Source organism: Haloferax sp. SDI50 (genome assembly GCF_059802635.1).
The window spans coordinates 323,833-348,391 of sequence record NZ_JBPULL010000003.1 but is presented as its reverse complement, the minus strand read 5'-3'; the positions used below and the strand labels follow the sequence as shown (position 1 = coordinate 348,391).

At 68.2% G+C, this 24,559-nt stretch carries 26 protein-coding genes; 12 read left to right on the top strand and 14 right to left on the bottom strand.

Annotation, left to right across the window (positions count from 1 at the left end):
* Positions 1–78 precede the first annotated feature (78 nt).
* The 3 genes from ACSR87_RS18645 to ACSR87_RS18635 all read right to left on the bottom strand — a co-directional run bounded on the left by ACSR87_RS18645 (position 79) and on the right by ACSR87_RS18635 (position 3,133).
* The gene (locus tag ACSR87_RS18645) at positions 79–1,023 is read right to left on the bottom strand and encodes an NAD-dependent epimerase/dehydratase family protein (RefSeq protein ID WP_498531698.1); all 945 of its coding nucleotides are present in this window, start codon (positions 1,021–1,023) and stop codon (positions 79–81) included.
* 108 nt (positions 1,024–1,131) lie between these two features.
* Entirely contained in the window at positions 1,132–2,826 is a 1,695-nt protein-coding gene (locus ACSR87_RS18640; protein WP_498531679.1) for a thiamine pyrophosphate-binding protein, read from the bottom strand.
* A gap of 4 nt (positions 2,827–2,830) precedes the next feature.
* Entirely contained in the window at positions 2,831–3,133 is a 303-nt protein-coding gene (locus ACSR87_RS18635) for an EthD family reductase (RefSeq protein WP_498531697.1), read from the bottom strand.
* Between the two features lie 160 nt (positions 3,134–3,293).
* Between ACSR87_RS18635 and ACSR87_RS18630 the strand changes: the two genes are divergently transcribed.
* Positions 3,294–4,061: an IclR family transcriptional regulator gene (locus tag ACSR87_RS18630; protein WP_498531678.1), complete on the top strand. Its 768-nt coding sequence runs from the start codon at positions 3,294–3,296 to the stop codon at positions 4,059–4,061.
* A gap of 615 nt (positions 4,062–4,676) precedes the next feature.
* Here ACSR87_RS18630 and ACSR87_RS18625 read toward each other — a convergent pair.
* The 4 genes from ACSR87_RS18625 to ACSR87_RS18610 form a co-directional block, all read right to left on the bottom strand.
* Positions 4,677–5,558 (bottom strand): enoyl-CoA hydratase/isomerase family protein, encoded by an 882-nt coding sequence (locus ACSR87_RS18625; RefSeq protein WP_498531677.1) that lies wholly within the window; start codon positions 5,556–5,558, stop codon positions 4,677–4,679.
* A complete protein-coding gene (locus tag ACSR87_RS18620; protein ID WP_498531676.1) occupies positions 5,555–6,439 on the bottom strand; it encodes a 3-hydroxyacyl-CoA dehydrogenase family protein in 885 nt (294 codons plus the stop codon). Before ACSR87_RS18620 ends, ACSR87_RS18625 begins: the two co-directional genes overlap by 4 nt.
* Before the next feature lie 86 nt (positions 6,440–6,525).
* On the bottom strand, positions 6,526–8,070 hold the full coding sequence (locus tag ACSR87_RS18615) for a zinc ribbon domain-containing protein (RefSeq protein ID WP_498531675.1): 1,545 nt from the start codon (positions 8,068–8,070) through the stop codon (positions 6,526–6,528).
* Positions 8,067–9,230 carry a thiolase C-terminal domain-containing protein gene (locus tag ACSR87_RS18610; protein WP_498531674.1) on the bottom strand — a complete coding sequence of 388 codons (1,164 nt, stop codon included), beginning with the start codon at positions 9,228–9,230 and terminating at the stop codon, positions 8,067–8,069. Before ACSR87_RS18610 ends, ACSR87_RS18615 begins: the two co-directional genes overlap by 4 nt.
* A gap of 100 nt (positions 9,231–9,330) precedes the next feature.
* Between ACSR87_RS18610 and paaK the strand changes: the two genes are divergently transcribed.
* On the top strand, positions 9,331–10,620 hold the full coding sequence (gene paaK / locus ACSR87_RS18605) for a phenylacetate--CoA ligase PaaK (protein ID WP_498531673.1): 1,290 nt from the start codon (positions 9,331–9,333) through the stop codon (positions 10,618–10,620).
* Positions 10,621–10,629: 9 nt separating this feature from the next.
* On the opposite strand, the gene ACSR87_RS18600 is transcribed toward paaK, so the two are convergent.
* Positions 10,630–11,040, bottom strand: a complete 411-nt coding sequence (locus tag ACSR87_RS18600; RefSeq protein WP_004064410.1) for a PaaI family thioesterase — start codon at positions 11,038–11,040, stop codon at positions 10,630–10,632.
* Between the two features lie 96 nt (positions 11,041–11,136).
* Between ACSR87_RS18600 and ACSR87_RS18595 the strand changes: the two genes are divergently transcribed.
* Entirely contained in the window at positions 11,137–11,607 is a 471-nt protein-coding gene (locus tag ACSR87_RS18595; protein WP_004040870.1) for a MaoC/PaaZ C-terminal domain-containing protein, read from the top strand.
* 22 nt (positions 11,608–11,629) lie between these two features.
* Here the strand turns inward: ACSR87_RS18595 and ACSR87_RS18590 are convergent, their stop codons facing one another.
* A complete protein-coding gene (locus ACSR87_RS18590; protein WP_498531672.1) occupies positions 11,630–12,154 on the bottom strand; it encodes a VOC family protein in 525 nt (174 codons plus the stop codon).
* A 55-nt stretch (positions 12,155–12,209) separates the two neighbouring features.
* On the opposite strand from ACSR87_RS18590, the gene ACSR87_RS18585 reads away from it, so the two are divergent.
* The 7 genes from ACSR87_RS18585 (at position 12,210) to ACSR87_RS18555 (ending at position 20,040) form a co-directional block, all read left to right on the top strand.
* Positions 12,210–13,214, top strand: coding sequence for an LLM class flavin-dependent oxidoreductase (locus tag ACSR87_RS18585; RefSeq protein WP_498531671.1), 1,005 nt, complete (start codon positions 12,210–12,212; stop codon positions 13,212–13,214).
* Between the two features lie 179 nt (positions 13,215–13,393).
* On the top strand, positions 13,394–14,578 hold the full coding sequence (locus ACSR87_RS18580; protein WP_498531696.1) for an ABC transporter substrate-binding protein: 1,185 nt from the start codon (positions 13,394–13,396) through the stop codon (positions 14,576–14,578).
* Between the two features lies 1 nt (position 14,579).
* A complete protein-coding gene (locus tag ACSR87_RS18575; RefSeq protein WP_498531670.1) occupies positions 14,580–16,580 on the top strand; it encodes an ABC transporter permease in 2,001 nt (666 codons plus the stop codon).
* Positions 16,573–17,337, top strand: a complete 765-nt coding sequence (locus ACSR87_RS18570) for an ABC transporter ATP-binding protein (RefSeq protein ID WP_498531669.1) — start codon at positions 16,573–16,575, stop codon at positions 17,335–17,337. Before ACSR87_RS18575 ends, ACSR87_RS18570 begins: the two co-directional genes overlap by 8 nt.
* Positions 17,334–18,062: an ABC transporter ATP-binding protein gene (locus ACSR87_RS18565; protein ID WP_498531668.1), complete on the top strand. Its 729-nt coding sequence runs from the start codon at positions 17,334–17,336 to the stop codon at positions 18,060–18,062. Before ACSR87_RS18570 ends, ACSR87_RS18565 begins: the two co-directional genes overlap by 4 nt.
* Before the next feature lie 74 nt (positions 18,063–18,136).
* The gene (locus ACSR87_RS18560; RefSeq protein WP_008572147.1) at positions 18,137–18,520 is read left to right on the top strand and encodes a PaaI family thioesterase; all 384 of its coding nucleotides are present in this window, start codon (positions 18,137–18,139) and stop codon (positions 18,518–18,520) included.
* Positions 18,521–18,588: 68 nt separating this feature from the next.
* Positions 18,589–20,040 (top strand): aldehyde dehydrogenase family protein, encoded by a 1,452-nt coding sequence (locus tag ACSR87_RS18555; protein ID WP_498531667.1) that lies wholly within the window; start codon positions 18,589–18,591, stop codon positions 20,038–20,040.
* A 160-nt stretch (positions 20,041–20,200) separates the two neighbouring features.
* Here the strand turns inward: ACSR87_RS18555 and paaE are convergent, their stop codons facing one another.
* From paaE to paaA, 5 genes are read right to left on the bottom strand one after another with little or no spacing between them, the layout of a single operon-like run.
* Positions 20,201–20,368: a 1,2-phenylacetyl-CoA epoxidase subunit PaaE gene (paaE, locus tag ACSR87_RS18550; protein WP_004040862.1), complete on the bottom strand. Its 168-nt coding sequence runs from the start codon at positions 20,366–20,368 to the stop codon at positions 20,201–20,203.
* Positions 20,369–20,371: 3 nt separating this feature from the next.
* Complete coding sequence (gene paaD / locus ACSR87_RS18545; RefSeq protein WP_498531666.1) at positions 20,372–20,824, bottom strand: 1,2-phenylacetyl-CoA epoxidase subunit PaaD; 453 nt, start codon at positions 20,822–20,824, stop codon at positions 20,372–20,374.
* Positions 20,817–21,635, bottom strand: a complete 819-nt coding sequence (gene paaC / locus ACSR87_RS18540) for a 1,2-phenylacetyl-CoA epoxidase subunit PaaC (RefSeq protein ID WP_498531665.1) — start codon at positions 21,633–21,635, stop codon at positions 20,817–20,819. The genes paaD and paaC overlap by 8 nt, the downstream gene beginning before the upstream one ends.
* 2 nt (positions 21,636–21,637) lie before the next feature.
* The gene (paaB, locus tag ACSR87_RS18535) at positions 21,638–21,958 is read right to left on the bottom strand and encodes a 1,2-phenylacetyl-CoA epoxidase subunit PaaB (protein WP_004040859.1); all 321 of its coding nucleotides are present in this window, start codon (positions 21,956–21,958) and stop codon (positions 21,638–21,640) included.
* A 5-nt stretch (positions 21,959–21,963) separates the two neighbouring features.
* Positions 21,964–22,908, bottom strand: a complete 945-nt coding sequence (gene paaA / locus ACSR87_RS18530; protein WP_498531664.1) for a 1,2-phenylacetyl-CoA epoxidase subunit PaaA — start codon at positions 22,906–22,908, stop codon at positions 21,964–21,966.
* 91 nt (positions 22,909–22,999) lie between these two features.
* On the opposite strand from paaA, the gene ACSR87_RS18525 reads away from it, so the two are divergent.
* The gene (locus ACSR87_RS18525; RefSeq protein WP_498531663.1) at positions 23,000–23,638 is read left to right on the top strand and encodes a helix-turn-helix domain-containing protein; all 639 of its coding nucleotides are present in this window, start codon (positions 23,000–23,002) and stop codon (positions 23,636–23,638) included.
* Between the two features lie 96 nt (positions 23,639–23,734).
* The gene (locus ACSR87_RS18520) at positions 23,735–24,499 is read left to right on the top strand and encodes an enoyl-CoA hydratase/isomerase family protein (protein ID WP_498531662.1); all 765 of its coding nucleotides are present in this window, start codon (positions 23,735–23,737) and stop codon (positions 24,497–24,499) included.
* Positions 24,500–24,559: the final 60 nt, after the last annotated feature.

Below are 24,559 nucleotides of genomic sequence, written 5' to 3'. Positions count from 1 at the left end.
GCCGACGACGCTCGGCGGCCGTGACCGGCTCCGCGGCGACGTTTCGGCCGGTCGGACCTTGGCCCGTCGGGTCTCGGCTCAGACCGGCTCCAACCCGTTTTCCTTCCGAAGCACGTTGAGGTAGTCGCGGAACCCGGCTTCGAGGTCGTACTCCGGGTCGTAGCCGAGGTCGGCTTGCGCCTTCGTCATGTCGAGTTCCTGGGTCCACGGGAGTTCGCCCTCGTCGGAGACCGTGAGGTCGGCGTCGGGGAGGAGTCGCCGGACCGTCTCCGCGGCCTCCCGAACCGTCGCCAACTCCCCGCGGACGTTGTAGACGCGTTGGGTGAGGTCGTCTTCGGGCGCGAACGTCGCCTTGCGGAACGCCTGCGCGATGTCGCGGACGTGTTGCCAGTCGATGACTTGGTCGCCGTAGTCAACGCTGAAGGGCTCGCCGAGCGCCGGTTTTTCGACGATGTTCGCGAGGAACGCGGACCCGCCGGTCTCGCGGTACGGGCCGTAGGCGACCGTCGGCCGGAGCGCGACGTGCGAGACGCCGAAGTCCTCGTAGTACACTCGGGCCTGATGCTCGTTGTACTCCTTGGTCGCCCCGTAGAGCGTATCGGGGTAGACGAGGTCGGACTCGGTCACGAAGTCGCCGCCGTAGTTCGCGGGCGGGGCGTACACCGCCGCCGACGACGCCCACGCGACGCGCTCGACCTGCTCGGGGAGGGCGCGCGCCGCCTCGAAGACGTTGTTCGTCCCTTGGACGTTCACGTCGAGCGCGGCCCGCGGGTTATCCCGCGCCGTCGTCGTCAGGAGCGCCGCGAGGTGGACGATGTGCGTCGCGCCGGTCTCTCGCACCGCCCGGAACACGTCGGTCGGGTCGGTCACGTCGCCGCGGCGTATCGTCACGTCGTCAGCGACGCCGAGTCTGTCGAGGATGCGCGGGTCTGTCGAGCGGTCGTAGGCGACCACGTCGTGGCCGGCCGCGACGAGGTCCGACGCGACGTACGAGCCGATGAAACCGGTCCCGCCCGTAACCATCACGGTCGATGATGACATGCTATCGTAGTTCTCCCTGCGCACGAGAAAAGTGTTTCCCGGGGAGCGAACCACCGAGAGGATCGGCGACGGCCGACTCGTCACCGCGCGCTATTCGTGGAGCCCCCCGACCGACGCGTAGAACGACGACTGGAGCGTCGCGGCCATGTCCTGACTGCGGTCGATGCGGGCGTCGATGACCGTCGGGAGGCCGTGTGTCTTCGCGTCGGCCAGTGCGTCACCGAGGCCGTCCGGCGTCTCGACGTGGACGCCCGTCGCGCCGAACGCCTCTGCGACCCGTGCGAAGTCCGTGTCGTGGAACTCGACGCCCGCGATGTCGTCGGGCGCGTGCTGCATCTGTCTGACCATCCCGAGGCTGGTGTCGTTGAGGACGACGAACGTCGGTGCGACGCCGTGTTCGACCGCCGTCTCGACGCTCGTCATCGTCATGGCGAAGCCGCCGTCGCCCGCGACGCCGACGACGTGCTTGTCGGTCGCCAGCGCGGCCGACACCGCGGCAGGCGTCGCCCACCCCATGCCGCCGACGCCGCCCGAACCGTAGTACGTCTGCACGGCGGGCACCTGGAGGTAGTTGAGCAGCCAAAAGCGGTTGTTCCCCGAGTCGGCGGTGACGACGGTGTCCTCGTCGACGACGCGCTCGATTTCCTTGACGGCCCGCTGGGGGAGGATTGGCGCGGCGTCGGAGTCGCATTCGGGCGCGTGGAACGACTCGCGGGCCTCCCGCGCTCGGTCCTCGGCCCAGTCGTTGTCGGAGCCGCCGGCGGCCGCGAGTTCGCGCAGCGATTCGGACGCGTCACCGATGAGCCCCACGTCGGCGGGGTAGACCCACCCGGCGTTTCGCGGGTCGATGTCGGCGTGGATAATCGTCTGCTCGTCGGGGCGGATGAAGTCGGGGGCCTGCCAGTTGGTGTCCATCGGGTTCATCCGACAGCCGACGACGAGGAGCGCGTCGGCCTCGCTGACGAGTCGGTTCGCGCCCTCGTGACCGAACGAGCCGATGACGCCGCCGGCGAGGCGGTGCGTCTCGGGGAACGTCGATTTCCCGAGGTAGGAGGAGACGACCGCGGCTTCGTAGGCCTCGGCGACCGCCGCGAGTTCGTCGTACGCGCCCGACGCGTGGACGCCGTTGCCCGAGACGATGACCGGTCGCTCGGCCGCGTCGAGCGCCTCGGCGGCGGCGGCGATGTCGCGCGCCGTCGGCGCCGCGGTCCACGTTCTGGTCTGCGTCTCGTCGTCCCAGACCGGCGGTACGGACTCGTCCGGGAACGGTTCGGTGACGGCGTCGCCGTCGAGGATGACCGCCGTCGGGCCGGGGCGACCCGCGACGGCGTGTTTGAACGCGAGTTGGAGGCTCCGAACCGTCTCGGTCGGGGTCCGCGGGAACCAGTGTTCCTTCGTCACGGCGTCGAGAATCTTCGGGAGTTCGAGGCCGCCGTAGTCGCCGCGGGACTGCTGGTAGGGCGCGAGCGTCGAGTAGGCCCCGCGCTCGGAGGCCTCGGTGATGGTGACCACCGGCGACGAGGCGAGGCGCGCCTCCATCTGTCCGATGAGGCCGAGGCTTCCTATCCACGGTCCCTGTCCGGCGAGGACGCCCGGTTCGCCCGTCAACCGACCGTGCATCTCGGCCATGACGCTCGCCTCGCGCTCGTCGCGGGGGCGCACGAGGTCGATGTCCGACTCGGGCAGCAGGTCGAACAGTTCGATGACGCGGCCGCCGGGGTAGCCGAAGATTCGCTCGACGCCGAGCCGTTCGAGGCTCTCGACGAGTCGTTCGCTCGTGTTCATAGATTCAGGACCTGTCGAGATGAACCGTCTCCTCGACGTAGAGCGTCGGTCCCCGTTCCATGTCGGTGAACGCCGCCGCGTCGGCGTTCACGCGCTGGCCGACCTCGGAGTCGAACGCCGCCTTCAGAGCGGCCATGTCCTCGAAGTAGAGTTCGACGATACCGTCGTACTCGGACCGCTCGGGGTCGGTCGGGACGCTCGTCGCGTACTTCACGAGCCCCGGAAGCTCCCTCGCGAGTTCCGCGTGGCTCCCCCGCCACCGCTCGACGAACTCCTCGTGCGTGTAATCGTCGTCCCGGACGAGCATATTTACCAATTTAATCATGCACGTCCGCTATCCAATCGGACGCTACTTTGCTCTATCGCTGACTCGCGGTTCGAGCGGCCGTCGAGGGAGTTCGAATGGGTGGAACTAACGTTCGAACTGTTCGAACAGATTTATCACGAATGAACACCGAAGATAGGTGATGACAGACGACGAACAGCGCCGACCGGTGACGACGGCCGCCACGTCGCTCGGTATCCTCGAACAGCTCAAATCGGGGGGACCGATGGGGCCGACGGGGCTCGCCTCGGAGCTCGGATTGGCCAAGAGCACGGTCCACCGGCACCTGAAGACGCTCGAACGCGAGGGGTTCGTCGTCCCCGACGACGACGGCTACCGGGTCGGCCTTCGGCTCCTCGACTTCGGCATCTACGCGCGCGACCAGCACCAGCTGTACGAGGTGGCCAAGCCGAAACTGGACGAACTCGCCGGGCAGACCGGCGAGAAAGTGTGGTGCGTCACGGAAGAGCAGGGTCGCGGGTTCCACCTCTACGGAGCGGCCGGCGCGCACTCGGTGCGGACGCCGGCCCGGGAGGGGACGCGCTCGTACCTCCACCAACTCGCCGCCGGCAAGGCCATCCTGTCGGCGTTCCCGGACGAGCGCGTCCGCGACGTCGTCGACCGACACGGCCTCCCGGCGAAGACGCCGCAGACGATAACCGACCCCGACGCGCTCTTCGAGGAGCTGGCGACGATTCGCGAGCGCGGGTTCGCGCTCAACCGCGAGGAAATCGTCCCGAAACTCCACGCCGTCGGCGTCGCCGTCACCGACAACGAGGGCCACCCCGTCGGAGCGATAAGCATCTCGGGTCCCTCGAATCGGCTCCGGGGCGACCGGCTGACCGGCGACCTCGCCGACCTCCTCCTCGGCGCGGCCAACGAGGTCGAAATCAACCTCAACTTCTCCTGACCCGGTGTCTCGTCCCGCCGGCGAACCGAAGATGCGGAACGTTCGTTCGAACTGTTCGAACTCATTCAAGGAATACTCTCCCGTCCGAAGTCGGAGATTCACGCTTTCGAGGAGTTGAGACGACGATTCGGCTGCGACGATTACTGTTCGAACTACTCGAACATAATGTGGTTATATTCTTATTATACTATTGTAGATTAACGCGGCGGGGGCGCGAGCAATTACAGAAGTACACCTGTCACGGATTGTGGCGTGGGAGACGAACCGTCCGTCTGCTGCCCTGTGGACCGGACACGTCGTTTCTGGGCTTCGTTCGCCCCGAAACCGTCGTGTATTCGTAATTCGAGATTCGGTGTTCGGTTCGGGCGCGAGGCGGTCTCGATAGCGACTGCCGACGCGGCGGCGCCACTCGATTACGGTCTCGCGTTCGAAAGGGCGGAACGGACGCTCTTTCGCTGCTGCGCCCCCGATTTCGGACTCGCTCGTAGGCGGGCCGCTCCCGGTGTCGTGTTCACGGCGTGAAACTAGCGCCCGCGGCTGTGATGCGAGTTCTCGCCGGACGGTCGCGGCGGTTTCGAAGCCGTTCGAGCAGCTCGAACGTGCGGGCGAGGACGCCTATCGCTGACGCTCGTGCCAGTCAGGTTCGCGGTCCTCGAAGAACGCGTCGATACCCTCGTCCTTGTCTGGCGACCCGAACAGTTGGGCGAACAGCTCCGCCTCGTACTCGATGCCCTGTTCGAGGTCTGTCCGCGACGCGGCCTTGACTGCTTTCTTGGCGAACTCCAGGGCCACGGGGCTCTTCGTCGCCATCAGCTCTGCGAGTTCGTACACCCGCTCGTCGAAGGTTTCGTCGCCGTGGACCTCCTCCACGAGGCCGATGTCCGCGGCCTCCTCGGCGGAGATGAGCTCGCCCGTCAGGACGAGTCGCATGGCGTGTCCCTCGCCGACGAGACGCGCGAGTCGCTGGGTGCCGCCCCCGCCGGGCATGATGCCGAGATTGATTTCGGGTTGGCCGAGCTTCGCCCGCTCGTGGGCGATGCGAACGTCGCAGGCCTGCATCAGTTCGCAACCGCCGCCGAGGGCGTGGCCGTTGACGCGGGCGATGACCGGCTGTCGGAGGTCGTCGACGCGTTCGTACACTCGCGGTCGCTTACTCGCCTCGCGCTGTTCGAGCATATCGCGCTCGCGGAGCTCCGTTACGTCCGCGCCGGCGACGAACGCCTTCGCCTCGTCGGAGCCGGTGAGGACGACGACGCGGGCGCTGCTCTCTTCGATGGCGTCGAGGACGCGCTTGAGTTCAGCCCGGAGCGTCGCGTTGAGCGCGTTCCGCGCGTCGGGGCGGTTCAGCGTCACGGTGACGACGCCTTCGACGCGGTCGTCGACGACGGCGTCGACCGTCTCGCACTCGGCGGCGACCGACTCGACGGTCGGCGTTCCGCCGTCCGCTCGGGGGTCGCCCGTCGCTCGGTCGTCGGCACTCGGGTCGTCACCGCTCATCGGTCCATCACGTCCTCGGACGCGCCGACGATTTCGCCGTCCTCCCAGACGTAGAAGCCCTCACCGGTCTTCTTGCCGAGCTTGCCGGCGCGGACCTTTCGCTTGAGAATCTGCGGCGGGCGGAAGCGCTCGCCCAGTTCCTCGCGCAGGTATTCGAGGATGTCGAGGCGAACGTCGAGGCCGACCGCGTCTCCGAGTTCGAGCGGGCCCATCGGGTGGTTGTACCCGAGTTCCATCGCGGCGTCGATGTCCGCGGGCGACGCGACGCCCTCCTGCACCATGCGCATGGCTTCGACGCCGAGGGCGACGCCGAGCCGCGAGGAGGCGAAGCCGGGCGAGTCACCGACCTCGACGGCCGTCTTGTCGATGCCCTCGACGAACTCGGTGGCGAACGCCAGCGTCGATTCGCTCGTCTGTTCCGCGACGACGACCTCGACGAGCCCCATGATGTGGACCGGGTTGAAGAAGTGGAGTCCGAGGCCGCGCCCCGGACGTTCGAGGGCGCTCAGTATCTCGGTCACGGAGAGCGACGACGTGTTCGACGCGATGACGGCGTCGTCGTCGACGAGGGATTCGACCTCCGCGACCGTCTCGCGCTTGAGTTCCATATCCTCGGGAACCGCCTCGACGACGAGGTCGGCGTCGGTGACGGCCGCCTCCAGCGAGGTCGTCCCCGAGAGCCGGTCGAGCGTCGCCGCCATCTCGTCGGGCGTCACCTTGTCGCGGTCGACCCCTCCCCGGAGGTTCGACTCGATGGCCTCCAGTCCGTCGTCGACGTACGCCGCTTCGATGTCGCGCATCGTCACCTCGTGACCGGCCATCGCGGCCACCTGCGCGATGCCGTGACCCATGGTTCCCGCGCCGAGTACACTCACTTGCATCACCGAAAGGGGTTCGGGAACCATCATAATCGTTTGCCCTCGTTTCGGTGTCGGTGACCCGGTTCTGCTCCCGCGGTCCCGGCCGATTACTCCCGCCGCGCCTCGGTCGGGACGACCTTGAAGCCGTACCTGACGACGCCCTCCTGCTCGTAGATGCGGCGCGGGACGGTCTCGACGCGGTCGCTGATTGCGGGCGTTCCGGCGGGCGAGTGGACGACCTGCGCGGGCGCGCTCACGGTCCGGTCGTCGGTCTCGCCGCCCGGCCCGTCGAAGGCGACGACGGCGACCGGGAACGACCCGGCCCGCTGCTGTTGCTCGACGAACTCCGGCGGCGCGCCACCCTGTCCAATGGCAGTTGCGGCCTCGACGGTTCCCGTTCCGGGGAGCGTCACGTCGTCGTAGCCCGCGAGCGACCCGCAGTCGGGACACGCCCCTTCCGGCGGGAACGAGAGCGCCCCGCACTCGGCGCACTCGCCGGCGACGAGGCGGTGGCGCTGCGGAATCGTCCGCTTCCACGTCGGCACGCTGACGTACGCACCGCCGCCAGCCGGCTCCCCACCGGTGATGGTCCCGCGCCGCCGGAGCGCCTCCGCGTACGAGAGTTCCACGTCGCCGTCGAGGGCCGCTTCGACCGGGACGACGGAACTGGCGGCGGCGTTGGTGTCTGTCGCCTCTGTGCTGAGCGCGAGCGCGGTCGCCCCCGCGCCGCCGCCGTAGCCGACGAGGAGTACCGAGGTCGCGGGGGACCGGCCGTCCGACTCGTCGGCTCCCGCGTCGCCCGCGGAGTCGAGCGCCGACGCGAGTCCGAGAAACGGCCCGGCGGCCCCGGCGTCACCGGTCCGCGAGACGACGGTCCCGGCCGCGATTCGCGCCGGTTCGACGTCGAGCGCGTTGGCCGCGCGGTACGGGAGTTTCCCGTCCGGCGCGGTGAGCGCCACGGCGTCGGGGTCCAGTTCGGCCGTGTCGATGCCGAGGGCCTCGACCGCCCCGACGACCGCCCGCGTGTAGGCGTCGCGCTCGTACTGCGTGACGCCGATGGACTCCGTCTCGGCGCTCCCGAACCCTCGGAACCGCGTACCGGGTGCGGGGTCACCGAACTCGCCCACGGCGTCGACGACGAGCGGTCCGTCTTCGGCGAGGACGAGCGCGGCCGCCCCCGCTCCGGCACCGGCCGCCTCGTCGCTTTCGGGCGCTCCTCGCGGGCCGTCGGCGACGACGACGAGCCTCGGGCCGACTGTCGCTGTCTCCCCAACTGTCGCCGCCAGCGCCACCGCGCCGGCGCGGGTGCTCCCGCCGAACTGCCGGGTCGGAACCGACGGCTCGACGCCGAGGAGCGAGGCCAGCCGGACCGCGCTTTCCTCCTCGTCGTTCGGCGGCGTCGTAGTCGCAAGGGCGAGGTGGTCGATGTCGCCGGCGTCCACCCCGGCTGCGGCGAGTGCGCGCCGGCCCGCCTCGGTCGCCATCGTCAGTGTGTCTTCGTCGGCGTCGGCGACGGCGACCCGGTCGACGCCCGGCGCGCCGCCTTTGTCCCACGCCTCGCGGTAGGCCGACGCGGGGAGATAGAATCTGGGGACGTACGCGCCGACGCCGGCGATTCCGAGGGTCGCTCGGGCCGGGCCATCGGCGCTCATAGCGCACCTCCTTCGAGGACGTGGACGACGGCGGCACCGCCCGACCCGCCGACGTTGTGGGTGAGGCCGACGCTCGCGCCCGCGACTTGCCGATCACCGGCCCGCCCGGTGAGTTGTTTGAACGCCTCGACGACCTGCCCCGCGCCCGTCGTGCCGATGGGGTGGCCCTTCGATTTCAGGCCGCCGGAGGGGTTGACGGGCAGGTCGCCGCCGAGTTCGGTCGCGCCCGAGTCGACCAGTTCGGGCGCGTGTCCGCGCTCGCAGAAGCCGAGGTCCTCGTACGCCAGCAGTTCGGCGATGGCGAAGCAGTCGTGGACCTCCGCGAAGTCCACGTCGTCGGGGTCGAGACCGGCCATCTCGTAGGCGGCCCCGGCGGCCCGCTCGGACGATTCGACGGCGGTGTAGCTGTCGCGCTGGAACAGGCCGACGCGCTCGGAGGCGGCACCCACGCCCGCGACGCGGACGGCGTCGTCGCACGTGCTCGCCACGTCCTCGCTGGCGACGAGAACCGCGGCCGCGCCGTCGGAGGTCGGACAGCAGTGATAGAGGTTCAGCGGGTCGGCCACGACGGGGGCGCTCCGCGCGTCGTCGAGCGAGCACTCGAAGCCGAGGTGCGCCTTCGGGTTCTTCGCGCCGTTCGCGTGGTTCTTCACCGCGACCTTCGAGAAGTGGTCCGGCGAGGCGTCGTAGGCGTCGAGGTACGCCGAGGCCATCTGGGCGTAGACGCCCGCGAACGTCGTCCCGGTGAGCCGCTCCCACTCCGTCTCGCCGCTGACGCCGAGCCAGTACTTCGCCACGTCGCCGCTCATGTCGGTCATGACCTCGTAGCCGCCCGCGAGGGCCACGTCCGCCATCCCGCTTTTGACCGCCTGTACCGCCTGTCTGACCGCGTAGCCGCTTGCGGCGCAGGCGTTTTCGATTCGGGAACAAGGGACGCCGTGGAGGCCGACGTGCTCCGTCACGGCCGGGCCCGATAAGCCGAGTTGCCGCCCGCCGACGCCGAGCGACCCGACGACGGCCTCGTCGATATCGGTCGCCCCGACGCCGTCGGCGCTCCCCAGCGCCTCCTCGAACGCGGTCGCGAACAGCGACCGATAGCTCTCGTCCGGAAACGCGCCGTAGTTCGATTGGCCCGCTCCGACGATGTATGCGTCTCGCATGATAGTCGATTACGTATCCCTCGCGAAATAGGTTCGCCCCGCAGTGCGGTCGGGCGACCGCATCATTTTTATCATATTCTATCATCGACTTCAAGCGTACATGGTATTCGATAGCACGGAGACCGCCTCGCGGGAGGAGCTTCGCGAGGTGCAGGACGGTCGCCTGCGGGAGACGGTTCGGAACGCGTACGAGAACGTCGAGTTCTACCGCGAGACGTTCGACGAAGCCGGACTCTCGCCCGCGGACATCGAGAGCGTCGAAGACCTGTCGAAACTGCCGTTCACGACGAAGGAGGACTTCCGCGACCACTACCCCACGGGGATGTTCGCGGCCGACATGGACGACGTGGTTCGCGTCCACGCGTCGTCGGGCACGACCGGCAAGCCCAAAATCGTCGGCTACACCCGCGAGGACCTCGACGTGTGGAGCAAGGCCGTCGCGCGGTGTCTCGTCACGGCCGGCGTCGGGCCGGACGACGTGGTTCAGAACGCCTACGGCTACGGCCTGTTCACCGGCGGTCTCGGCCTCCACCAGGGCGTCGAGGAACTCGGCGCGACGGTCATCCCCATCGGCGGCGGCAACACCCAAAGACAGGTGGAACTGCTCTCCGACCTCGGAAGCGACGTCATCGCGTGTACCCCGTCGTACGCGCTCTATCTCGCCGAGGTCGCAGACGACATGGGTATCGACATCCGCGACCTACCGCTTCGGACCGTCATCTTCGGCGCGGAGCCCTGCACCGAACCGATGCGAAACGAAATCGAAGCGCGACTCGGCGTGACCGGCATCGACATCTACGGCCTCTCGGAAATCGTCGGTCCCGGCGTCTCCGTCGAGTGCGAAGCGCAGGACGGCCTGCACATCTGGGAGGACTACTTCTACCCCGAGGTGGTCGACCCGAACACGGGCGACCCCGTCGAGGAGGGCGAGGAGGGCGAACTCGTGTTGACGACCCTCGCGAAGGACGCGCTGCCGGTTCTCCGCTATCGGACGGGCGACCTGACCACGCTGGACTACGGCACCTGCGAGTGCGGCCGAACTTGCGTCCGCATGGACAACATCACGGGCCGGTCGGACGACCTGATAATCGTCCGCGGCGTGAACTTCTACCCGAGCGAGGTCGAGTCGGTCGTCCTCGAGTTCGACCAAATCGCGCCGCACTACCGCATCGACCTCCGCCGCGAGGGGAGCCTCGACCGGGTCGAAATCACGGTCGAACTGGTCGAGGAGTTCGACGGGTCGCTGTCGGACCTCGAAGGGCGGATTCAAAAGCGGCTCTCGAACGTGCTCTCGTTTACGCCCGACGAACTGAACCTCGTCGAGTACGGCGACATCGCGCGCACCGAGGTCGGAAAGGTCCAGCGCGTCTACGACCACCGCGGCCAGTAACGCGCGTCGTCACCGACCGCCGGGCTTGTAGACGCGCCCCCGAAAGGTCGCGATTCGCTCGCCGTCCCCGCCGGAGACGACGACCTCGTACTCCGCGGTCCGTCCCCCGAGGTGCGTCTCCCGGGCGACCGCGCGGAGCGTCTCGCCCACCTCGGCGGCCGCGAGGTACGAGATGTTCGTCTCCAGCGCGAACGCGGCGTCGCCGTGGCTGTTCGAGGCGGCCGCGAAGGCCGCGTCCGCGAGGCTGTACACCGCGCCCCCGTGGGGCGTCCCGTGGAAGTTCAGGTGGTCTTCGGCCACGGTCAGCGTCGTCTCCGCGTACCCGTCACCGACCTCGGCGAGGTCGATGCCGACGCGCCCGCAGTAGGGGTCGTTCGAGGCGCGTTCCCGTATCTCCGCGTAGTCGTCTTGCTCCGACATGCGACCACACGTCGTCCTGCGCTCCCCAAGTAGGCATCGACTGTCAGGAAAGATAGGTATGTAAACTACTTTATCTGATGGCGGTGACGGTGAGGTATGGCATACAGCTACGAACCGCACTACTTCGAGGACTTCGAGGAAGGCAAGGAGTTCCAGAGCGTCGGTCGCACCGTCACCGAGGCGGACTTCATGATGCACTCCGCGCTCTCGGGCGACTGGACCGAACTCCACACGAACAGCGAGTACGCGGAAGACACCCAGTTCGGCCAGCGAATCGCCCACGGGCCGATGACGTTCGTCCAGTCGACCGGCTTCGTGTACCGGTCGGGCATCGTCGAGCGCACCGCCATCGCCTTCCTCGGGATGAACTACATGGACCTGCCGAACCCGGTGTTCATCGGCGACACGCTCTCGCAGACGATGGTCGTCTCGGAGCGGAAGGACCTCGGGAGCCGCGACGACGCCGGCTTGGTCGTCCTCGAAATCGAGATGACGAAGCAGGACGGTACGGTCGTTCTCGAAGGCGACATGAAGTTCCTCATCAAGACGAAGTCGGCCGCGGAGTAAGGCGGCTTCCCGACCCGAAGACTCACGAATCTAACCGCTCGCCGCGGACGAACAACGCGCCGTCGGTCCCCTTCTCGCCGTAGTCGTCGTGGTACTCCATCAACTGAAAGAGCGCGCCGGTCGGGTTTCGCGGCGAGACGAACGCCTCGGTCCAGCCGTCTTCCACCGCGTACCCCACGACACGCTCGCCCGCGGCGTCGAGGGCGGCGACCATCACGTCGATGTCCGACACCTCCAGCGTGACGTGGTGGAGACCGGGGCCGTGCTCGTCGAGGAAGGTCGTCAGAAACGACTCCCCGTCGACGGGCGCGACGAGTTCGATTCTGGAGGCGTCGCCGAGGACGTAGGTCGCCCACTCGAACGAGCCGTCCGCGACCGTCTCGCGGTGGACGCGCTCGCAACCGAGCGCGAACAGCGTCGGCTCGGCGGTCTCGACGTCCTCGACGGCGATTCCCACGTGGTCGACGCGCGCGGCCGGCGGCGCTGGCTCCGTCGCGGTCGCGGTCGCAGTCGTCAAATCCGAGGGTGCCGAGTCGTCGGGACTCATCTCCGACGAACTCCGTGTTCCTAACTATTAATAGCTAAGGTACGAACTCAGAGTCATGAAACTCGGGACGGGGCTGTTCACCTGCCAGCGGCGGCCGGACGACGACCGGGCGATGGCCGACCTGTACGACGAGATGCTGACGCTCGGGCGGGAGATAGACGACGCGGGCCTCGACAGCGCGTGGGTGTCCGAACACCACTTCATGCCGGACGGCTACCTCTCGGGGACGATGCCCGCGCTCGGGGCGCTCGCGGCGGCGACCGAGTCGGTCGAACTCGGGACGTGTATCGCGCTCGCGCCGCTGTACGACCCGATTCGGCTCGCGGAGGACGCGGCGACGGTCGACCTCATCTCCGGCGGGCGAACGACGCTCGGCCTCGCAATCGGCTCGAACCCCCGCGAGTTCGACGCCTTCGGCGTTCCGCGAGACGAGCGCGTCGACCGCCTCGCCGACGCCGTCTCCCTCCTCCGCGACGCGTGGTCGGACGGTCCGATAGCGCACGAGTCGCCGTTTCACGAGGGTGCGACCGGTGTCGACGTGACGCCCAAACCGGCACACGACGTGCCCCTCATGCTCGGTGGCGCGGCCAAGCCCGCGGTTCGCCGGGCGGCCCGGACGGCGGACGCGTGGTGTGCGCCGTCCTCGCTCTCCCTCGACGGCGTGCGCAAGCGGGTCGAGGACATTCGGAGCGTCCGGGAGGCCGAGGGACTCGACGGTGAGTTCACGATATACGTCCTCCAGCACGGTTTCGTCGGTGACTCGAAGGCCGAGGCGTGGGACGCGATGAGAGACGGCTACCTCTACCTCCAGCGCAGGTACGCCGAGATATTCTCCGGCGACGAGGTCTCCGAACTGTCCGACGAGCGCCGGGCGGAGCTCAAAGCACAGGCCATCTTTGGCACGCCCGACGACGTGGTCGCGGAGCTCGACCGCTACCGCGACGCGCTCGGCGACGACATCCACTTCATCTTCCGCACCTACCACCCCGGCATCGGCACCGACCGGATGGTCGAGTCCGTCCGCCGACTCGGCGACGAGGTCCGACCGCGACTCGACTGAGGGACCGAACCGGGGGCTCAGGGCCGAACGCGACGTTCTCGTCGCCGGTATAACGCAAACATTTAAACGTGAAGTTTTTCATGTTACATGTGAACATACACACCATGAGAGACGATTGTTCAGCGGACAGCGGCGCACAGCCGCATCCGTCGCGGCGACGGTTCGTACAGGCGGCTGGGTTGGCGGGCGTGACCGGGCTGACGGGCGTCGCCGGCTGTCTCGGCGGCGGTGGGGGCGGCGGGTCGAACGCCATCACCTACGGGGTGATTAGCCCGATGACCGGCCCGTACGGCGGTCTCGCGGTCGGCCAGCGGAACGGGGCCGAGTTGGCGATACGGCACGTCAACGAGAACGCGGACATCGACGTGGAGATAACGGGCGTCTACGAGGACACCGAGGCGAACCCCTCGACCGGCCGACGGAAGGCGCAGTCCGTCGTCGAACAGGACGGGGCGTCGTATCTCATGGGCGCGATATCGTCCAGCGTCGCGCTCGCGCTCAACGAGTTCGCGGCCGAAGAGGAGATTATCTACAACCCCGGCGGGGCCGCGGTTCCCATCACGGGGTCGAACTGCAACGAATGGGTGTTCCGCGCCGAGACGAACACGGCGCAGATGGCCGAAGCCGTCTCCGACTACACCGCCGAGAACCTCGGCACTAAGGTGTGGTTCCATATCGCAGACTACGCCTACGGCGAGTCGGTGATGCAGCGCGTCGAGCGCCGCATGCGCGACGGCCACGACATCGAAGTCGTCGGCCGGAGCCGCTCGCAGCTCGGCTCGACCAACTACAACTCCTACGTCAGCCAAATCGCCAACTCCGACGCCGAGGTGGCCGTTCTCGGCATGACCGGCGGCGACCTCATCAACTTCGTCAAGCAGGCGGCGAGTCAGGGGCTCAAAGAGAGCGTGAACCTCATGTCGCCGACGATGACGTTCTCGGTCGTCCGCGGCGCGCTCGGCGAGGCCGCCTACGGCACCTACGGCGGGGTCCGCTACCTGCCGACGCTCGAAACGGGCGACAACCAGTCGTTCGTCGAGGCCTACCGGAGCGAGTACGACTCCCTGCCGGACAACTTCGCGCGGGCCGCGTACATGTCCGTTCGGATGACTGCGCGGGGCATCGCGGAGGCCGGGTCGACCGACTCCGCGGAGGTCAAGGAGGTGCTTCCGGGCCTCGAAATGGACACGATTCTCGGGCCGAACCAGTTCCGCGACTGCGACCACCAGGCGACGAACCCGGTGTGGCCGGGCGAACTCGTCGCGCCGGACGGCGGGAGCGGTCCCGCGACCGTCGAACTCGGCGAGATGATAGCCGGGGCGGACGCGCTCCCCGACTGCGGCGAACTCGGCTGCTCGCTCTAGCATGTCGGTCGCTAGTGCCGTCGCCGAGCAGGTCCTCAACGGGCTCGTCGTCGGGATGGTGTACGTCCTGCTCGCGGCCGGACTCTCCATCATCTTCGGCGTCATGGACGTCATCAACTTCGCCCACGGCGAGCTGTTCGCCCTCGGCGCGTACTTCGCGTTCGCCATCGCCGGCCCCCTCGGCGGCGCGGGCTTCTGGGTCGCGCTCGTCGTCGCGCCCCTCCTCGTCGGCGTCGTCGGGATGGGTATCGAGCGGCTCACCGTCAAGCGGCTGTACGGCCGCGACCCGCTGTACCACATCCTCCTGACGTTCGGGCTCGTCCTCATCATCAACGACCTCATCACGTCGGTGTGGGGTAAGTCCGCCCAGCCGTTTCCGATTCCCTCGGTTCTCGACCAGCCGGTCGCGCTGTTCGGGTTCAACTACTCGCTGTACAACTACGGCATCATCGTTTTCGGGTCGGCGCTGGCGCTCGGCACGTGGCTCCTGTTGAACCGCACCCGCTTCGGGATGATAATCCGCGCCGGCTCCGAGGACCGCGAGATGGTCCGCACCCTCGGCATCGACATCGACCGCTACTACACCCTGACGTTCGGGTTCGGCGCGGCGCTCGCCGGCGTCGCCGGCATCGTCCTCGGCGCGTACCAGAACGTCAGCCCGACGATGGGGAGTTCGGTCATCATCCCGGCGTTCGTCATCGTCGTTCTCGGCGGCCTCGGGTCGTTCCGCGGGGCCGTGGTCGGCGGGCTGTTCGTCGGCCTCGTCCAGACGTTCGCCCGGACGTACGCGCCGTTCCTGGAGGGGCTCATCGTCTTCCTGCTCATGATCGCCGTGCTCGTCGTCAAGCCGACGGGGCTGTTCGGCACGAGCGTCGGCGCGGGCGACCACCACGACGGCGCGCTCCTCCACGGCTCCGGCGGCGGCGTGCTGTCCGCGGAGACCCGCGCGAAACTCGGCTACGCCGGCGTCGGCGCGCTCCTCGTCGTCCCGCTTCTCGCGGAGGTGACCGGCGTCACCTACTCCGTGACGCTCCTCGAAGACATCCTCATCTGGGCGCTGTTCGCGCTCAGCCTCGACCTCGTGCTCGGCTACGCGGGCCTCGTCTCGCTCGGTCACACGCTGTTTTACGGGGTCGGCGCGTACGCCTCGGTCCTCACGCTCATGCACGTCTCGCCGTCGGTGTTCGTCGCGCTCGTCGTCGCCGTCGCCGTCTGCGCGGCCATCGCGTGGGGCGTCGGCTACCTCTCGATACGCGTGTCCGGGGTGTTCTTCGCCATGATAACCCTCGGGTTCGCGGAGCTGTTTTACAACGCCGTGTTCAAGTTCGACTTCACCGGCGGCTCCGACGGCCTGTTCGGCGTCGACGCGTTCTACGGCCTCGCCGGCCTCGGCGTCGACCCCGGCGAGTTCGCGGTCCCGCTGGGACCGGTCGTCCTCGACGGCGGCGTCGTCCAGTACTACTTCCTCCTCGCCGTCGTGGTCGGGTCGTACCTGCTGGCCCGCCGTCTCATCCGCGCGCCGTTCGGCTCGGTGTTGCAGTCCATCCGCGAGAGCGAAGAGCGCGCCTCCTTTATCGGCTACGACGTGACTGCCTACAAGCGCCGCGCCTTCGTCGTCTCCGGCGGCCTCGCGGGGCTCGCCGGCGGACTGTTCGCCGCCAACAACGGCTACGTCGCGCCGTCGTTCCTCCACTGGATAAACTCGGGCGAGGTCATCGTGATGACCGTCCTCGGCGGCATGGGGACGCTCTACGGGCCGATGCTCGGCGCGGGCGTCTTCGTCGCCGCGGAGGACGTGCTCTCGTCGTACATCGACCAGTGGCAGCTCGTCATCGGCGTGCTGTTCGTCCTGTTCGTCATCTTCGTGCCGCGGGGGCTCGTGTCGCTCCCGCGGACGGTGGCGGACCACCCGCTTTTCGAATCGGCCGTCGGCGACCGGTTCCACGACCGCGTCGGCGAACAGGCCGGCGTCACCGACCCGGAGGTCGACCGCCGTGAGTGACCCGATACTGCGAACCGAGAACCTGACGAAGGAGTTCGGCAAGCTCGTCGCCGTCGACGACGTGGCCCTCGACGTGGAACGCGGCGAGTTCCGGAGCCTCATCGGCCCGAACGGGGCCGGCAAGACGACCACGTTCAACCTCCTGACCGGCGCGCTCCGACCGACCCGCGGCACCGTGACGTTCGACGGCGAGAACGTGACCGCGCTCCCGCCGCACGAGCGCGTGCGCCGCGGCCTCGGTCGGTCGTTCCAAATCACGAACGTCTTCTCGGGGCTCACGGTCCGCGAGAACGTCCGCCTCGCCGCGCAGGCGGCCCGCGAGGGCGGCTTCACGCCGGTCGAAGCGTACCTCCGGCGAAGCGACGCCTTCGACGACGTGAACGAGCACACCGACCGCGTGCTCGACCGCTCCGGCCTCTTGGGCCGCGGCGACGAACCCGCGGACGTGCTCGCCTACGGCGACAAGCGCCGGCTCGAAATCGCCATCGTGCTCGCCACCGACCCCGACATGGTGCTTCTGGACGAGCCGACCGCCGGCATGAGCGCCGAGGAGACGCGGGCCACGATGGACCTCATCGACGAGGTGCTGTCGGACCGGACGCTCCTGCTCATCGAACACGACATCGACCTCGTGATGCGGGTGTCCGACCGCATCACGGTCCTCCACCGCGGTGAGGTGCTGGCCGAGGGGACGCCCGCGGCCGTCTCGGAGGACCCGGAGGTCCGCGAGGCCTACTTCGGGGGTGTCGAGACGTGAGCGACGAACCGCTCTTGTCCGTCCGCGGACTCGTCTCGGGCTACGGGTCGACCCGCGTCCTGCAAGGTATCGACCTCGACGTTCCTCGCGGGTCGGTCGTCACGCTCATCGGGCGCAACGGCGTCGGCAAGACGACGACGCTCCGGAGCATCCTCGGGAACGTCCCGCCGTCAGAGGGGACTATCACCTTCGACGGGGCGGACATCACGACGCTGTCGCCGGAGAAGACCGCCCGCGAGGGCATCGCACTCGTCCCGGAGGAGCGCCGCATCTTCCCCGGCCTGACCGTCTCCGAGAACGTCGAAATCGGCCGCATCGGCGGTCGTCGAGACGCCGAAAAACCGAGCGTCGATGCCATCGTCGACGAGTTCGAGAACCTCGCGCGCCACCGGAACAGCCGGGGTGCGAACCTCTCGGGCGGCGAACAGCAGATGCTCGCCATCGCCCGCGCGCTCGTCTCCGCGCCGGACCTCCTGTTGCTCGACGAACCGACCGAAGGGCTCGCGCCCGCCATCGTCAAACAGGTCCAGCGAAAAATCGAGGAACTGAACGACGACGGCGCGACCATCCTTCTGGTCGAACAGAACGTGCAGGTCGCCCTCGACGCCGCGGACTACGTCTACATCCTCGACAAGGGCCGGGTCGTCCACGAGGGCCCCGCCGACGAGGTCGCCGCCGCCGACGAGGTGCTCGACCGGTACCTCGGCGTCTCGATGGCCGACTGACGGCCCCGGCGTCTCGTCGGCCGGCCGGGGCCGACCGACGAAACGAACTTAACGCACCTGTGCGAACTGGTGGCATGGACATCGAGGAGTTCTTCGAGAGCATGCCGTTCGCGCGGCTGTTGGGCGTCGAAGTCACCGAGGTCGCAGACGGGCACGCGGAGGGTCGCATCGAGATGCGCGAGGAACTGTCGTGGAACGCCGACCGGGTGATGGCCCACGGCGGCGTGACGTTCACGCTCGCGGACACGGTCGGCGGTGCGGCGCTCGTCAGCGAGGTTGACCAGCCCGTCCCGACTATCGACATGCGAATCGACTATCTCAACGCGGGGACCGGCGACCTCCGCGCCGAGGCCGACGTGGTTCGACTCGGCGGCGACGTGGGAACCGTGGACGTGGACGTGTACGCGACGGACGGGAATCACGTGGCGACTGCGAGGGGAGTCTACAAAACCGGTTGAGTTCTCCGCCCGCCGCAGAGTCAGTAATCAAAAATAGTTAATATTATGCGCGAAAAGGGTATTTCGTAATGGAATACAGTGGCCCGACCGGTCTCTACATCGACGGAGACTGGGTAGCCGCGGCATCGGACGAGACCATCGAGACGCGCGACCCGGCGACCGAAGCACCGTACGCCGAAGTCGCCTGCGCGGGCGAGGCGGACGTCGACGCCGCGGTGCGGGCGGCGAACTCGGCGGGCGCTCGCGGCGGCGAGTGGGAGACCACGAGCGCGGCCGAGCGCGGCGAGAAACTGCGCGCGATGGCCGACTTCATCGAGGCGCGGAAAGACGAGATAGCGCTCGTCGAGTCCCACGATAACGGCAAGACGCCGTTCGAGGCCGGTATGGAGGTCCAGATGGTCGTCGACACCTTCCGCTACTACGCCGGATGGACCGACAAGGTGACCGGCGAGTACAACCCCGTCCCCGGCCAGCGCGTCAACTACACGACCCGCGAACCGCTCGGCGTCACCGGACACATCGTCCCGTGGAACTACCCGTTCCAACTCGCGGGGCGCAGTCTCGCGCCGGCGCTCGCCTGCGGTAACACGGCGGTGGTAAAGCCCTCCAGCCAGACGCCGCTTTCGGCGCTCTACTACGGCCTCGCGGCAGAGGAAGCCGGCCTCCCCGACGGCGTGGTGAACGTGGTTCCCGGACGCGGGTCCGAGGCGGGGTCGGCGCTCGCGTCGCACCCCGACGTGGCGCACGTCACCTTCACCGGCAGCACCGAAATCGGCACGGGCGTCATGGCCGACGCCGCGGTCAACGTGACCGGAGTCACGCTCGAACTCGGCGGGAAGGGCCCCAACGTCGTCTTCCCCGACGCCGACCTCGACGCCGCCGCCAAGGGCGTCCACTACGGTATCTTCATGAACGCCGGCCAGATGTGCTGGGCCGGGTCGCGCCTGCTCGTCCACGAGGACGTGGCCGACGACCTCGTCGAGCGAATCGTCGCGCGCGCCGAATCGACCCCGCTCGGCTCCGGCATCGACGACGACGGCCGGATGGGGCCGGTCGTCAGCGAGTCCCACCGCGAGGACGTGTTGGAGTACATCTCCCTCGGCGTCGAGGAGGGCGCGACCGTCGCCTGCGGCGGGGGCGTCCCCGAGGACAAAGACACCGGCTACTTCGTGGAGCCGACGGTTCTCACCGACGTGACGAACGACATGACCGTGGCCCGCGAGGAGATATTCGGCCCGGTCCTCGTCGTCACCGAGTTCTCGGACCGAACGGAGGCAATCGAACTCGCCAACGACTCGCCGTACGGGCTTCTCGCCGGCGTCTGGACCGAGGGGCTCTCTCGCGCCCACCGCGTCGCCGACGCGCTCGACTACGGAATGGTCAGCGTCAACGAGTACCCGGTGACGTTCCCGCAGACGCCCTTCGGCGGCACGAAACAGAGCGGTCACGGCCGCGAACAGGGCGCGGAGGCCGTCCGCGAGTTCACGCAGGCGAAGAACGTGAACCTCAACCTCGGTTGATTCGCCCGCGAATTCGGCCCGTAATTCGCTGACCGCTCCGGCCCTCAACTCGCTTCCCACTGGACGCTCCGGCCCTCGACCCGCCGTCCCCGGAGTGACCGCCTCGGCGCTCCGCGGACGCCGTTCGAAAAAATTGCTCTTCTCGGTCTCTCCGCCGACGTTATTCGAACCGCTGGAACGGCTCTTGACAGTCGTTACAGAAGTGCATCGACCGGCACAGCCCCGGGCCTTTCGGGTGCTCGCGGACGGTGTTCGTGCCACCGCAGTACGGGCACTCCGCGCCCGATGTCTCGCCCGTCGTCTCGGTGCTGGGGTCGAAACGTCGCATCGCTCACACCCCCAGCCCGAACTCGCGGAGGGCCTCGCGGCCCGCCTCGGTCACCATGTCGACGGTCCACTCCGGCGTGAACCGGAGTCGCACGGACGCCTCGTCGACGCCGGCCGACAGAATCGCGCACCGCACGTCGTTTTCGAGGTAGTCGCGCGCCGGACAGCCGGTGTACGTCAGCGTCATCTCGACGATACCGAGCGTCTTCGCCTCGCCGTCTTCGCCCTCCCGCTCGACGACGCGAACGTCGTAGATGAGGCCGAGGTCGACGATGCTCACCGGCATCTCCGGGTCCTCGATTTCGTAGAGGGCGTCCCAGATGTCGGCTTCGACGCCCGCGGCTCCGACGCCCGTCTTCGGGAAGCCCTCGGGCACCTCGCCGTCGACGTACTCCGTGTAGCCGCAGGCGGTCGCGTCGGTCGCCTCGGGCGCGTCGTCGGCGCTCACGTCAGACACGCTCCCCGCCGATTCGCGCCGGCTCGGGCGCTTCGAGCTCCTCGTACGTCCGTCGGAACTCCGCGGCCAGTTCGTCCCAGTGGTCGGTGTGGGTGCCGTCGCGGCCGCGGGCGCTCGGGCGCTCGACCTCGTCGGGTTCGGGCACGTCGAGCCCGAGCGATTCGAGGTACGGAATGACCGTCTCCAGCCACTCGATGCGGAGGTCGGCGGTGGACATCGTCCGGAAGCCGTTGTCGACGATTGCGTCCTCGTGGTCGGGCTCGACGAAAAGCGAGAGCGCGTGGGGAAACAGCCGGTCGAGCGCGTCCTGCACGCGGTCGCGGCTGTCGCCCTCGGCGAGGCGGTCGAGCCAACTCTGGGCGTTTTCGAGGTGGTAGCGCTCCTCGCTCAGCACCTTGCCGACGCGGTCAGCGAGCGGCGCGTAGCTGGTGTCGACGAGCGCGTCGAGGCGCAGGCGCTCGGCGGCGTCGTAGAGGTAGCTCCGCAGGACCACGTCGGCCCAGTCGCCCTCCGCGAACGGGAGTTCGACCAGCGTGGCGTGTCTGAACTCGTCGGCGGGGCGCTCCCAGATGAGTTCCGCCTCGGTGTGGCCGAGTTCTTCGAGCAGGTCGTACCACAGCCGAGCGTGGCCGAACTCGTCCTGTGCGACGTTCGCCAACGCGAGGTCGGACTCCAGCGTCGGCGCGTAAATCTGCCACTCGATGAGGCGCTCGCCGTGGACGTACTCGTCGTCCGCGAGGCGGAACAGCAGCTCTTCGAGCGCGGCGCGCTGTTCGGCGTCGAGGTCTTCGGGATTGAGGGCGTCGGGCATGGTTAGCTGTCCGCCTCGAGCGATTTCTCCACGTCGGCCTGCTCGGCCTCGCTTTCGGCGACTTCCGGCGCGGCCGGTTCGATGTCCGTGTACGAGGTGGCCCAGCGGTAGGTCTTGTCGGTCGTCCCGCCGAAGCTCGTCTCGTCGGCGTCGATTTCACCGATTTCGTCGTGCGGAACGACCCACAGGCTGTGGGTCTTCATCCGCCGGCCGTGCTGGACGGCCGCGAACTGCAGCGCCAACTCGCGGTCCGGCGCGTGGACGTTGCCGCAGTGTTTGTGGTACGCTCCCGGTTTGTCCTGTCTGAACACTTCCCAAATCATGGTTCTCAGTCCGCCGCCTGCGGGGTACCGGCCCCCGACGCGCCCTCCCAGCCGTGCATCGATTCGCGCACCCACTCGACCGCCTCCTGCGCCTTCGCGCGGGAGTCAATCTGCTCGTGGCTCCCCTCGGAGGCGTTCTTGGCGATGGTCCAGAACTCGTCCCAGTTCAGGTCGTCCTCGTTGACGTGGTAGGTGTCGAGTTCCTCGTCGTACTCGATGCGCGGGTACTCGGGGACGACGAGGCCGTACTTCTCCGCTTTCGGGACGTAGGTGTCGAGGAAGGTGTCGCGCAGTTCGTCGTTGGACTTCGTCTTCAGGCCGACCTCCTGGGCGAAGTCGTTGTGGACGGACTTGTCGTTGGTCGGGCCGAAGAACTGGATGATTCGCGGCCACCACGTCTCGAAGGCGGCCTGCGTCTTCTCTTGGGTCGCCTTCGACCCGTTCATCAACTCGGAGAGGATGGACTCGCCGTGTTTGACGTGGAATCCCTCCTCGAAGCACACCTTGTCCATCGCGTGGGCGTACGGCGTCCACGACGTGTTCTTGAGCGTCGCCTGCCGGTGCATGGCCGCGCCGTCGACGAAGAACGCTATCATCGGCACCTCGTGCCACGACTCCATCGGGTAGTGGAAGCAGTTGAGGAACTTGCCGTCGCCGCGGGCGAGTTCGTCCAGCATCTCGTCGCGCGTCTTGATGCCGAGGGACTCGGCCGCGCGGTAGAGCAGTTGCGCGTGGCCGATTTCGTCCTGTACCTTCGCCGAGAACGCCAACTTTCGGTCGATGCTCGGCGCTTGCCGGATGAACGGCTTTTCGAGGTACCCGCCCATCACCTCGCTGTTCGCGTGGAACTGAATCATCCGCGTCGCGGCCTTGCGGTACTCCTCGGGCATGTCGTCTTTCGGAGCGAACTGCCGCGGGCCCGCCCGTTCTTTGACGGTTTCGAGGTCCATTGGTCTATCAGGAACTATCATCTATAACTACTTACGGATTGACCCGTCCATGGCCTGCCTTTTTATATTCGTGCCACGTACACACACGCCGATGATAGCGGAGTGTCTGGTGGCCGAGTTTCGCATCGACGGCGACGACTGCCCGCTGGCGCGGGCGACCGACGCGGTCCCCGTCGCGGTCGACGCGAACGCGCCGCAACTCCGCGCCGACGGCAACGTCCTGCTTCATTTTTCGGCTCCCGCGGACGACCGACTCCCCGAGGCCCTCGACGACGACGACGCCATCCGCTACCTCCACGTCACCCGCGGCGACGACACGTACATCTTCCGTTGTCTCTCGAAACACCCCTGCGTCGTCCACGAACTCGTCGACGCCGGCTTCCTCGTCGAGTCGATGCGGTACGACGACGGCGGCGCGACGATGCGCGGGGCGGTCGTCGGCTACGACGTACTCCGCGGCGTGATGGAGACGGCTGGCGGCACCGTCGGTATCCAACTCCAGCGCGTCTACCCCCTCCGGGCGGACGAGGAGTCGCCCATCGGTCGCGCGTGGGACCTCACGCCCGCGCAGGAGGCCGCCCTCCGGGCGGCCGTCGAGATGGGGTACTTCGACCTCCCCCGGAGCATCACGGCTCGGGACGTGGCGGACGAACTCGGAATCAGCAAGTCGGCGTTCCTCGAACGGCTCCGCCGGGCGCAACAGTCGGTGTTCGGCGCGCTGTTCGCGTGAGCCGACACCGCGGCCGACTCGGGCACCGGGCCGCCGGCTGATTCGGGTACCGCCCCCGCGGCGAGGCTATTTACCCCGCGTCCCCGTAGCGCGGGTATGCGAGTCGACGACGCCGACGGCGTCCGGACCGTGACGTTCGACAGACCCGAGGCGAAAAACGCGTTCACCGCTGACGTGGCCCGAGAGCTCTCGGCGGCGCTCGAAGCGCTCTCTCCCGAGGCGTTCGACGCCGCGGTGATAACGGGCGACGGCGACGCCTTCAGCGCCGGCGGCGACATTCAGGCGATGGCAGAGCGCGACGAGACCGCCCGGGAGGCCTACGAGCGCGTCCGCGGAACCCTCGGCCGCGTCGCCGAGGCGATTCTCACCGCCCCGGTGCCGGTCGTCGCCCGCGTCAACGGCGACGCCGTGGGCGCGGGGACCTCCGTCGTCGCCGCCTGCGACTTCGCCTACGCCGCCCGCGACGCCCGATTCGGCGCGTCGTTCGTCAACGTCGGACTCGTCCCCGACGCGGGCGCGACGGTGACGCTCCCCCGGTTGGTCGGCCTCCGCGCCGCGAAGGAACTCGCCTTCACCGGGAAACTCATCTCGGCGGAGCGCGCCGCCGAACTCAACCTCGTGAACGAGGCGGTCGAACCCGCCGACCTCGACGCCGTCGTGGACGACCGGGTCGCGGAACTCGCCGCACAGCCCACCGAAACGCTCGCGCTGGCGAAAGAAGCGATACACGCGAACCTCGGCCGGTCGTGGGCGGACGGCCTCGAACGCGAGGCGCACGCCCAGACGCTCGCCTACGACACCGACGCCCACGAAGAGGGCGTTTCCGCGTTCTTGGAGAAACGCCGGCCGGAGTTCGACTGAGTCGTCGGCCCCGGTCTGTCGCGTCTCGTTTTTGTTTCGTCTTCGTCCGTTCTGCCCGTC

Coding starts and splice junctions, on each gene's coding strand:
- ACSR87_RS18645 (WP_498531698.1), bottom strand. CDS start 1,023: ATGGTTACGGGCGGGACCGGTTTCATCGGCTCGTACGTCGCGTCGGAC.
- ACSR87_RS18640 (WP_498531679.1), bottom strand. CDS start 2,826: ATGAACACGAGCGAACGACTCGTCGAGAGCCTCGAACGGCTCGGCGTC.
- ACSR87_RS18635 (WP_498531697.1), bottom strand. CDS start 3,133: ATGCTCGTCCGGGACGACGATTACACGCACGAGGAGTTCGTCGAGCGG.
- ACSR87_RS18630 (WP_498531678.1), top strand. CDS start 3,294: ATGACAGACGACGAACAGCGCCGACCGGTGACGACGGCCGCCACGTCG.
- ACSR87_RS18625 (WP_498531677.1), bottom strand. CDS start 5,558: ATGAGCGGTGACGACCCGAGTGCCGACGACCGAGCGACGGGCGACCCC.
- ACSR87_RS18620 (WP_498531676.1), bottom strand. CDS start 6,439: ATGCAAGTGAGTGTACTCGGCGCGGGAACCATGGGTCACGGCATCGCG.
- ACSR87_RS18615 (WP_498531675.1), bottom strand. CDS start 8,070: ATGAGCGCCGATGGCCCGGCCCGAGCGACCCTCGGAATCGCCGGCGTC.
- ACSR87_RS18610 (WP_498531674.1), bottom strand. CDS start 9,230: ATGCGAGACGCATACATCGTCGGAGCGGGCCAATCGAACTACGGCGCG.
- paaK (WP_498531673.1), top strand. CDS start 9,331: ATGGTATTCGATAGCACGGAGACCGCCTCGCGGGAGGAGCTTCGCGAG.
- ACSR87_RS18600 (WP_004064410.1), bottom strand. CDS start 11,040: ATGTCGGAGCAAGACGACTACGCGGAGATACGGGAACGCGCCTCGAAC.
- ACSR87_RS18595 (WP_004040870.1), top strand. CDS start 11,137: ATGGCATACAGCTACGAACCGCACTACTTCGAGGACTTCGAGGAAGGC.
- ACSR87_RS18590 (WP_498531672.1), bottom strand. CDS start 12,154: ATGAGTCCCGACGACTCGGCACCCTCGGATTTGACGACTGCGACCGCG.
- ACSR87_RS18585 (WP_498531671.1), top strand. CDS start 12,210: ATGAAACTCGGGACGGGGCTGTTCACCTGCCAGCGGCGGCCGGACGAC.
- ACSR87_RS18575 (WP_498531670.1), top strand. CDS start 14,580: ATGTCGGTCGCTAGTGCCGTCGCCGAGCAGGTCCTCAACGGGCTCGTC.
- ACSR87_RS18560 (WP_008572147.1), top strand. CDS start 18,137: ATGGACATCGAGGAGTTCTTCGAGAGCATGCCGTTCGCGCGGCTGTTG.
- ACSR87_RS18555 (WP_498531667.1), top strand. CDS start 18,589: ATGGAATACAGTGGCCCGACCGGTCTCTACATCGACGGAGACTGGGTA.
- paaE (WP_004040862.1), bottom strand. CDS start 20,368: ATGCGACGTTTCGACCCCAGCACCGAGACGACGGGCGAGACATCGGGC.
- paaC (WP_498531665.1), bottom strand. CDS start 21,635: ATGCCCGACGCCCTCAATCCCGAAGACCTCGACGCCGAACAGCGCGCC.
- paaB (WP_004040859.1), bottom strand. CDS start 21,958: ATGATTTGGGAAGTGTTCAGACAGGACAAACCGGGAGCGTACCACAAA.
- paaA (WP_498531664.1), bottom strand. CDS start 22,908: ATGGACCTCGAAACCGTCAAAGAACGGGCGGGCCCGCGGCAGTTCGCT.
- ACSR87_RS18525 (WP_498531663.1), top strand. CDS start 23,000: ATGATAGCGGAGTGTCTGGTGGCCGAGTTTCGCATCGACGGCGACGAC.
- ACSR87_RS18520 (WP_498531662.1), top strand. CDS start 23,735: ATGCGAGTCGACGACGCCGACGGCGTCCGGACCGTGACGTTCGACAGA.